Genomic DNA, 7762 nt, shown 5'->3' on the forward strand with positions numbered 1-7762 from the left:
GGATCAAACCACCCAGATCATCCGAAGACCCCTGCGTATTCGACACCAGAGACGACAGCGCCGTGCTGCCCATATCGAACTTCACCAGCTCACCCCCGTTTTGCTCACACATCCCACACATACGCCAGTTCAGGCCACGTCTACGTATACCAACCGGCCGCAGCGCCTGCCAACGGCCGTGTAGACGCAGCCCGCTTGCCTCGCGGTTCCCGGGAGTCCCACACGTCGCGCCCCGCTTCCCCGCTCCCGGCGGAGCAGCCCCTCGAACCGGGAACGCCGCACCGCCGCCGGAGCACCGTTCACCGAGGAAAGCCGCGGATCACCGGGGCCCCTCCACCTCCCTACACTTCCGCCCATGAGCGACGTGTACGAGTTGCAGCTCCACCTGAACCTCACCGCGAGCACCCCCGCCGACACCCTCAGCCGGCTCCGCCGGCACCTGGGCGCGGAGCCCTGGCCGGACGAGGTCGCGGATGACGGGCCGCTGCTCGCCTCCCGGGGGCCGGCCGCGCGTATCGGCGGAGTGCTGGTCGGCGAACTCGCCGAGAGCCCGCACGGCTGGTCGCTGACCGCGCGCCAGGAGATCCACCCCGACCAGTTCCAGGACCTGCACTTCCTCCTCAAGCGCCTTGCCGCCCACACGGGCGTCCCGGGATCGATCGGCCAACTCCGTTTCCTGGAGGACCACGTCCCGGACCTCATCGTCCCAACGGACGACGGCGAGGTGGCCCGGCTGCCCCTCACCGCCCCAGCTCCGGGCGCGGCGGTGCCGTTCCTGGAGGATCTGGGCTGGTGATCAGACTCCCAACCATGACCTGATCAGACCCCCCTCACCGCCCATGACGTCATGACCGGTCGTCCCACTGCGACGACATCCACTGTCACAGGATCCTCATGACGGACTGCGCAATCTCCCTCAATCGGGAACCCGGAATCTCCGGCACGGAATGGTCGAGCTTCCGGGCCTTCGCAAGAAACTCCTCAGGCAGACGGACATGATATTTGCGCACGTAGAACCGTAGGTCTGCACGCCAGATCCACTCGCCATCCGTCAGGATGGAGTCACCAGCGAGAACCCGCTCCCCAGATCCAAGGACGTCGTCCACAGCACCCAAGACGGAGACAATTTCGAACCCATTGATCAAATACCGGAGGATGAGTTCTTCGTCTTCGAGGGGAGATTCACCTCTGAAGTGGGCAACTGGGCCTTCTGTGGTGCCGAACCCCTCGGGCCAAAACTCTTCGAAGAAACCCGCGATCTTCACCTGATCTCTCCACAGAGACATTTGGATCACCCCATATCGCTACACATGTCTTCACGTGACGGATCAAGGAGTACCGACAGGGCTCGACCGGTCCCCGGCCGTCAAGACCCCTGGTTCATGAACCGATGACTTCCACCTGCGCGCCACGATCGTTCAGCCACGCGCCAACTCGGCACCATCGAGTTCGCGGGACAGACCACCGACGGAAAGTGTCAGGGGCCCGCACAACGTTCCGGACATGCCGCGCACAGGGTCTTCTCGTCGAACGTCACCTTGAGGGAAGTGCCCTCCATGTGGGCCTCGGACAGATCTGCTCCTGACAAGTCGGACTGAAGCAATGCAGCACCATTGAGGCGAGCGCCCCGGAAACTGGCGAGTCTTGCGTCCACACCCCACAACGACGCACTTCCCAAATTGGCCTCGTCAAGACGAGCCGACCGCAACACCCCCTCGTCAAGTTCGGCCTTGGTAAGGTCACAGCCTGTCAGGTTCGCGGCAGTCATGTCCGCTCTCTCGCAGTTGGCCCGGTAAAGGTCAGCACCGGCCAAGGAGACACCGGCCAGCACCGCGTCCATGAACCACCCGAGCGAGAAGTTAACTCCGGACAGGTTCGCCCCGCGCAGATCGAGATCGGCCGCGTTCAGAGGACCGTCTTCTGCTGCGGCCAACCAGTCCAGGACAACTCGCGCTGCCGCGGGGCCGGCGGGAAGGATGACTTCCGATTCTTGCCGCTTACGGGTACTGGGCAACAACGCACGACCTTCCCAGTAAACCGTCATACCCGATCCGCTACCGAGCACTTGGTCCAGCCCATGCACGATCAGCAAGCCGCGATCGCCACCCGTGGGGAGGGCGGCGTGCACCAGATCGCTTCCTGGCCCTGCGATGCGAAGCTCCAGCAACCAGGCTTGCGGTGGAATGGTGGCTCAATTCCTGCGGGCCTCCAACGCCCGCTTCGCCTGTTCCCGCACGTCCTCGTCCCCCACCGCCATCACGTACTCACCGAACTGCTCGCGCTCCGGGCCGTGCACACGGTGAACGACGGTGAGCGCATGCACCAGCGGTCGGTGATGAGCCGCCGCGCTCAACACGGTCGTTGCCAGTTCGACGGCTTGGGCGCCGTCGATGGTCGCGACTGCGGCCGCCAGGTCAACGAGTTGCGTGGCGAGATCGAAGCGGGCCGACTTCCCAGCCGAGAGTGAAGCAACTCCTCGTTGCACCACGTCTCTGATGTCGTCCAGCAGGGCCGTAACCGTGTCGCGGTCCAGAATCTCGCCGAGTCTGTCATCGAAGTACTCGCGGTCGGCGATCCCCACCAAGGCCCGGAAGGCAGCGATCCGGCGGTCGGCAGTGCCCTTCTCCGGGGCGATGTCGTCGCTGTCGGCGACGGCGACAGCGAGTTGCGCGAAGGTGTTGTCCACCGAGAACTTGCGATCGATGAGGATGTCGTACCACGGGGCCTTCCCCGGATCGGCCGCAGCCTCGATCACGGCGTTGTAGCCGGCTTCCTCACCCCAGGTCGTCAGGGCGACGCAGGCAAGGAAGCGCTCTCGCTTCGGAGCGGCGGCGTCGCCCATCAACTCCACAAGCCCTGGCACCCGTTCGCGGTGAGCCGGATCGTCCAGACCGCCGTAGATCACATCTTCGGGGTCACCCGTCCGTCTGCCGTCGAAATCCGTACCGAGAAGGGCCGGCACCTCCGAAGCACCATTCAGCCTCCTTACCGACAGATGCACCGCTATGTGCCCACCGATCACAGTTTGTCCGTCACATCCGGCCCGGTGCCGTCTTCCAGGGCGTCGGGGGTTCCGATACCGAACTCCGTGGCGAAACCGAAATAGGTCACTTCGCCGGGCTCCGCCGCCACTCCCAGCAGCGCGTTGAGCTCTCGCAGCGCTGCTTCCATTCGGGGTGCGTTGCGCTTCTGAATCTCAGGGTGCGGTCGGCCCGCGAAGTCGAACCAGCCCCAAATGTCGTGGTGGACGGCCATCTCGGCGGACAGCCCCACCGGAGCCGGGTCCACGGACAACTCCACGAGCCTGGGTTCGGGGTGGGAACGCCCGTCTTCGTCGATCCACACCCCCGAGCCGATGACGCAAATCTCCGCGATCTCGGCGTTGGGGAAACCGGCGGGGCGGCTGGCGCGAGCCCGCTCGGCCAGAAGCGGGTCCCCCAGCGGGCAGGTCAGAGCCAGGGTCGTCCTGACACCGATCCCGCCCCGGCCGGCCACATACCAGTCGATCTCGATCTTGTGCGGCGAGAGCATGTCATACCTCGCCAGCACCTCCACCATGCGGCCGGCAGTGGCGAGGGCGGACTCGAGCCCTGGCGAGACAACATCTTCGAGATCCCAATTCCAGGAGCCGCACTCACGTGGTGCACGCATGAGTTTCGACATGAGGAACCCTCAAAACCCGCGATACTTACCGATTCGGCCGCTCTGCAGGAACTAAGGCCCCTGATTCATGAACCGATGACTTCCACCCGTGCTCCGCGATCGTTCAGCCATTGCGCCAACTCGGCACCATCGAACTCGCGGGACAGACCACCGACGGAAAGCGTCAAGGGCCCGTACAACGTTCCGTACATGCCGCGGACAGTCGTCTTCTCGTCGAACGTCACCTTGAGGGAGGTCTCCTCCAGGAGGACTTCGGACAGGTCCGCTCCTGACAAGTCGGACTGAAGCACTGCAGCACCATTGAGACGAGCGCCCCGGAAACTGGCGAGTCTTGCGTCCACACCCCACAACGACGCACTTCCCAGATTGGCCTCGTCAAGACGAGCCGACCGCAAGACCGCCTCGTCCAGTTCAGCCTTGGTCAGGTCACAGCCTCTCAGGTTCGCGGCGGTCATGTCCGCTCTCTCGCAGTTGGCCCGGTAAAGGTCAGCACCGGCCAAGGAGACACCGGTCAGCACCGCACCCATGAACCAACCCAGCGAGAAGCCCCCTCCTGACAAGTCCGCCCCCCGCAGATCGAGGTCGGCCGCGTTCAGAGGACCGTCCTCTGCGGAGGCCGCCCAATCTCGGAGAACTCGCGCGGCCTCGGGGTCGGCAGGAAGGACGATGTCCGACTTCCGCCGCTCAGTCGTCCGGCAGGCGCCCACTCTCCCCCAGGCCGAGCCCCACCCGAGCCTCGTCCTTGGATGGCTCGGAGATTCATCCACACTTCACTTCCGCCAAGATCTGACCATCTCACCACCCTCGTCCCATTTGTCTTCCTCCAGTAGCCTTTTTCCGTCATCGCTGAAAAGCCGCCGTGAAGCAAGTACACCGTTGGGATGCCACTCCTTCTGTTCCCCCACTGGAAACCCCATGCGTGACATTCCTTCGCTGCGCCTTGCCCCATTCGGGTACCATTCACACGCCGGACCGTCTTGAATACCCTCGGTATAGGAATCAAGGCTGATCAACTTCCCCCCGTGATATTCGGCGGCCTCGCCAGTGAAGGCAGTCCCCCGATAGAGAAGCCGCTGCGCGTCGTCCATGTCCACATCTGGATCGTCAATGTCGATGCGCATTTTTGACATCATCCTGGAATCCAATTCTCATCACTTGGTGGATCATCCGTGAACCGGCCGTGATTACTGCGCACCCCGTCCAGCATGTGGTGACAGTTCGCGCAGAACGGAGCCCGCCGACCGGGTGCACCCGTCTCTTTGTCCTTCAGGAACGGGAACTCCACTGAAGCCTGCAGTTCAGCCAGCGCCGATTCATCATCGGGCAGACCTCGCTTCCGACGCTCCCACAATAGTTCGTTGGCTGCCTTGACCTCTGCGTGGCCCAGAGGGTGGTCACTGTGGGGAGGGTTGTCCGCAATCTGGTCGTAGCGCGCAGCGAGCGTCGGGTGCACGTTGTCGTCCGGAATGATGTCGTAGTTCTTGCCATTGATGCCCTCAATGACGACCCCTGTGCGCCTGTCCATCACCGCTCCGACGCATGCACCAGTCTGCTTCCGCGGAAACGACCCTGCTTCTTTCGCGTCACGGTAGGCCGCACCTCGCTCTTGGGCGAGGCTGTCCAAGAACTCGCCCACCGGTCGCCCGTCCACCTGCGTGACCAGCCCGTCGGTCCTGGTGAGGCGACTGTCATCGATGCGCGCCAACACCTTCTCTCCCGGCCCGGGGTCAGGCAGTGGATGCGCACCGGTCGGCACGTCGGTCTGTCCGGGAAGCTGTTCGTTAACCGTCTCATCCAGGTTCGCCGGGGAATCGGCCTCCGTTCGCGCAGGTTCTTGCCCCAAGGGCGAACCTTCATGTCCCGCAGAAAGGTCGTCAGCAACCTGAGGCGTCTCGCGATCACGGATGATGGCACCGTCTCGATCTCCACCTCCCGGAACATCAGGACGTGAAGAACCGCCGCCTGTATTGGCGGACTCGGGTCCACCATTCCCTGAAATATCACCCCTGGCCGGTGCTCCCCCGAACGGAGAGCCGTCCGGCCGCCCCACGCCGCCCAGCGGGGTGTCCCCCAGAGGTCCGCGGCCAGTGGCCTCGGGTCCGACCGGGTTGGTGGATGCGGTGGGGAGGTTGTCGCCGGTGCGGGCGGTGCCGCCCAGGGCGGTGTCGCCTGCGTTCGGGCCGAGGTGGGGCGGGGTGCCGCCGCCGGCGGTGTTGTCGGTGATGGCGGACGGGTTGCCCGCGTCGCCGAGCTGGGCGACGGCGCCGGGCGGGGTGTTGCGGGCGCCGGCGCCGACCAGTTCCAGTTCCGGATCGGGGACGCGCACGGCCGCCTCGTCCGGGGTCGCCAGGTCGACCTTGTGCGGCTCCACCTTCACCGGCGCGGTGCTCATGTTGCCGTCGGAGAGCTGGAGCTTGCCGTCGGGGTGCAGGACCGAGCCGTCCGGCATCAGGACCGCGCCGCTGGGCAGTTCCGACGGGACCCTGGGTGCGGTGCCCTCGGGTACGTGGACCGTGCCGTCGGCGAGCTGCAGCGGGGTGTCGGGAACCTTCACCGTGCCGTCGGGCAGCTCCAGGCGCCCGTCGGGGAGCAGTGTCGCGCCGTCGGGGAGTGCGGGGATGTCGATCTTGCCGAGGTTGAGGTTCTTCAAGCCCGCCAGGACATCGCCGATCTTCATCGCCTGGCCGGCCTTGCCCACCACCGAGGCAATGTGCGTCATCGGGTCCAGGAACGCCCCCGCCTTGCCCGCCACCGAGGCGACCTTGGCCACCGTGCCGCCCTTGGCGATGTTCCCCGCACCCGTGATCGACGTCAGCACATTGAACGTCACCGCGCCCGCCGCGCGGGCCGGGTTCTCACTCCAGGTGTCCCACGCCAGCAGCGCCTTGCCCGTCTGCTTCGCGACCTCCTTGGAGTCCTTCATCCACTGCGGGAGGGCGGAGTCGGGGACCGCGTAGGCGAGGGGGGAGGTGTAGAGGGCGGTGCCGACGACGAGCATGCCCAGGCCCTTCCAGGCATCCTTCATCGCCTCCCAGCCGTCGAACCCGACCAGGGTTCCGAGGCCCTTGATGGTGCCCCACACGCCGTCGACGATCAGGCCGTCCCACACAAAGCTCTTGATGTGCTGATGGACCTCGTACCAGTGGTACTTCTCGTTCTCCGCCGTCCCCCACGGCACCTCGGCGTCCTTCATGTCCTCGGCCGAGAAGCCGTACATGTTCTTCCCGTCCGAGCCGTCATTCGCCCGGTACTGCGTACCGCCCACCAGCGCCGTGATCTTGTTGGCCGCCGTGCGCTCCGCCTCCCAGAACGCCGCGACCGTCGCGGTCACCTCGGACTGGAGCGCGTTGTGCTCATCGATCTTGTCGCCGTCGTACTTCCACTCGTCATCACCCTCCACACTGGCGACAAACGCGGCGGCGTCGGCCTTGAGCTGCTTCAGCTTCGCGGCGAGAGGACGCACCTCGGCGGCATACTCGTCCAACGCCGACTTGACCTTCTCCAAGTCATCCGCGAACTCATCCGCCTTGTCCTGCACCGGCTTCGTCGACGCGAACAACGCCTCCGCCTCCGGGGCGGTGTAGAACGCCGACAACCCCTGGAACTGGGTGTGGACACCCTTACCCGTCTCGCGGATGTTGTCCGCGTCATTGCCCAGGCCGGTGGCATCCTTCTCCAACTGGCCCAGGTCACCCGTGAACTGTGGAATCGCCTCGGGCTTGATCACACCGGCACCTGCTGACCATGACTGCCGTTGCCACCGGCATTGCCCTGCCCCTGCGCGGCCTTCAACGCCGCCAGATCCGGAGCCTTCAACGCCTCGCGCTGCGCCGCCGCGGCCATGTCCAAGTCACCCTGGTTGTACGCCTTGACGGCCTCCACCGCACCCGTCATCGACTTACCCGCACGCGCCCCGACGAACAACAGATCGTCCTGCGTCTTCATCGCGAACTCCGCCAGCGCCGCCCCGACCAGACCCATCTCCGGAGCCTCACCCGCCGCGATCGTCCCCGCCGACGACGCCGCACTCTCCATGTGACCCGAGTACGAAGAAGCCTGCGTCCTGCTCCAGCGTCGACCGCACCAGCTGAATGATCGA

General features: G+C 65.3%; 9 protein-coding genes. 1 reads left to right on the forward strand and 8 read right to left on the reverse strand.

Annotated elements, in window-relative coordinates; translation table 11 throughout:
* Nucleotides 1-355 precede the first annotated feature (355 nt).
* Entirely contained in the window at nt 356-796 is a 441-nt protein-coding gene (locus IF83_RS33485; protein ID WP_037682001.1) for a hypothetical protein, read from the forward strand.
* Between the two features lie 85 nt (nt 797-881).
* Here IF83_RS33485 and IF83_RS0129275 read toward each other — a convergent pair whose 3' ends face one another.
* The 8 genes from IF83_RS0129275 to IF83_RS0129305 form a co-directional block, all read right to left on the reverse strand.
* Entirely contained in the window at nt 882-1265 is a 384-nt protein-coding gene (locus tag IF83_RS0129275; RefSeq protein WP_030549359.1) for a hypothetical protein, read from the reverse strand.
* A gap of 212 nt (nt 1266-1477) precedes the next feature.
* Entirely contained in the window at nt 1478-2128 is a 651-nt protein-coding gene (locus IF83_RS31445; RefSeq protein WP_051723530.1) for a pentapeptide repeat-containing protein, read from the reverse strand.
* Between the two features lie 63 nt (nt 2129-2191).
* Nucleotides 2192-3022, reverse strand: a complete 831-nt coding sequence (locus IF83_RS0129285; protein ID WP_244177260.1) for a hypothetical protein — start codon at nt 3020-3022, stop codon at nt 2192-2194.
* Entirely contained in the window at nt 3019-3663 is a 645-nt protein-coding gene (locus IF83_RS0129290) for a hypothetical protein (RefSeq protein ID WP_208605957.1), read from the reverse strand. Before IF83_RS0129290 ends, IF83_RS0129285 begins: the two co-directional genes overlap by 4 nt.
* A 65-nt stretch (nt 3664-3728) precedes the next feature.
* Complete coding sequence (locus tag IF83_RS35195) at nt 3729-4190, reverse strand: pentapeptide repeat-containing protein (protein ID WP_279617240.1); 462 nt, start codon at nt 4188-4190, stop codon at nt 3729-3731.
* Nucleotides 4191-4433: 243 nt separating this feature from the next.
* Nucleotides 4434-4784 carry a toxin-antitoxin system YwqK family antitoxin gene (locus IF83_RS32780; RefSeq protein ID WP_244177262.1) on the reverse strand — a complete coding sequence of 117 codons (351 nt, stop codon included), beginning with the start codon at nt 4782-4784 and terminating at the stop codon, nt 4434-4436.
* A gap of 8 nt (nt 4785-4792) precedes the next feature.
* A complete protein-coding gene (locus tag IF83_RS0129300; RefSeq protein WP_030549365.1) occupies nt 4793-7390 on the reverse strand; it encodes a YwqJ-related putative deaminase in 2598 nt (865 codons plus the stop codon).
* A partial coding sequence (locus IF83_RS0129305; protein ID WP_279617241.1) for a DUF6507 family protein occupies nt 7387-7762 on the reverse strand: 376 nt, incomplete at its 5' end. The genes IF83_RS0129300 and IF83_RS0129305, both read right to left, overlap by 4 nt.

Origin of the sequence: Streptomyces albus subsp. albus (assembly GCF_000719865.1) — a bacterium.
Classification (GTDB): domain Bacteria; phylum Actinomycetota; class Actinomycetes; order Streptomycetales; family Streptomycetaceae; genus Streptomyces; species Streptomyces albus_E.

Coding starts and splice junctions, on each gene's coding strand:
- IF83_RS0129290 (WP_208605957.1), bottom strand. CDS start 3,663: ATGTCGAAACTCATGCGTGCACCACGTGAGTGCGGCTCCTGGAATTGG.
- IF83_RS35195 (WP_279617240.1), bottom strand. CDS start 4,190: ATGGGTGCGGTGCTGACCGGTGTCTCCTTGGCCGGTGCTGACCTTTAC.
- IF83_RS33485 (WP_037682001.1), top strand. CDS start 356: ATGAGCGACGTGTACGAGTTGCAGCTCCACCTGAACCTCACCGCGAGC.
- IF83_RS32780 (WP_244177262.1), bottom strand. CDS start 4,784: ATGCGCATCGACATTGACGATCCAGATGTGGACATGGACGACGCGCAG.